The sequence below is a fragment of the Halorubrum sp. AJ67 genome (genome assembly GCF_000513435.1).
Genome location: NZ_CBVY010000016.1, coordinates 64,980 through 65,593 on the forward strand (window position 1 = coordinate 64,980; position 614 = coordinate 65,593).

1 protein-coding gene and 1 pseudogene are annotated in these 614 nt (G+C 69.2%); both read right to left on the minus strand.

The window, feature by feature from the left end:
• Nucleotides 1–280, minus strand: a pseudogene (locus BN903_RS12155) (cobalamin-binding protein); the annotation flags it as partial.
• A gap of 52 nt (nucleotides 281–332) precedes the next feature.
• Nucleotides 333–518, minus strand: coding sequence for a hypothetical protein (locus tag BN903_RS12160; RefSeq protein ID WP_048077977.1), 186 nt, complete (start codon nucleotides 516–518; stop codon nucleotides 333–335).
• Nucleotides 519–614: the final 96 nt, after the last annotated feature.

The following is a 614-nucleotide window of genomic DNA, read 5'->3' on the forward strand; positions in this document are numbered from 1 at the left end:
CCACCGCGCAGATGTCACAGGTCGCCTGCGTGACGAGGAGGTCCGGCTCCAGGGCGGCGAGCCGCTCCTCGTCGAGGTCGTAGACCGCGCCGTCGACCGCGCGCATCTGGGCGTCGATGTCGCTCGCCGAGCGGTCCTCGTAGTCGACGACGGTGCTTGTCAGCGTCGGTAGCTCGCGGGCGGCCGGCGGGTGGTCGCAGCTGTGCGAGGTGCCGACCGGTTCGACGCCGAGGGCGAACAGCGTCTCCGTGGCGGATGGCAGCAGGGAGGCGACGCGCATGGTCGACTTGAAGCGCGCGAGGGACTAAAGTCAGGGGTCCGAACGCGGTCGGTCACCGGGCGGGAAGCCACTCGAGGCGGGGACGGACGACCACGTAGCCGGCGTAGAGCAACGTCGCGTACGCGAGGGCGAACGACGCCGTCCGGAACCATCTGGTAGTCGGGGCGTCGAGCGTGTTCAACAGGATACACGCGAGGAGGGTACTCAGGAGGACGAACCGGGCGTCGCGTTGCTCCATAGTTTCGAGGGACATTCCGCGATAGCAAATGCGTGGCGATGCGAGAGGCCGCGTGCGGACCGTCATTCGCCGTCGGCGACGGCGTCCGCGGTCGCC

Bases quoted from the DNA above. Each gene is read 5' to 3' on its own strand.
- BN903_RS12160 (WP_048077977.1), bottom strand. From the start codon at position 518: ATGGAGCAACGCGACGCCCGGTTCGTCCTCCTGAGTACCCTCCTCGCG.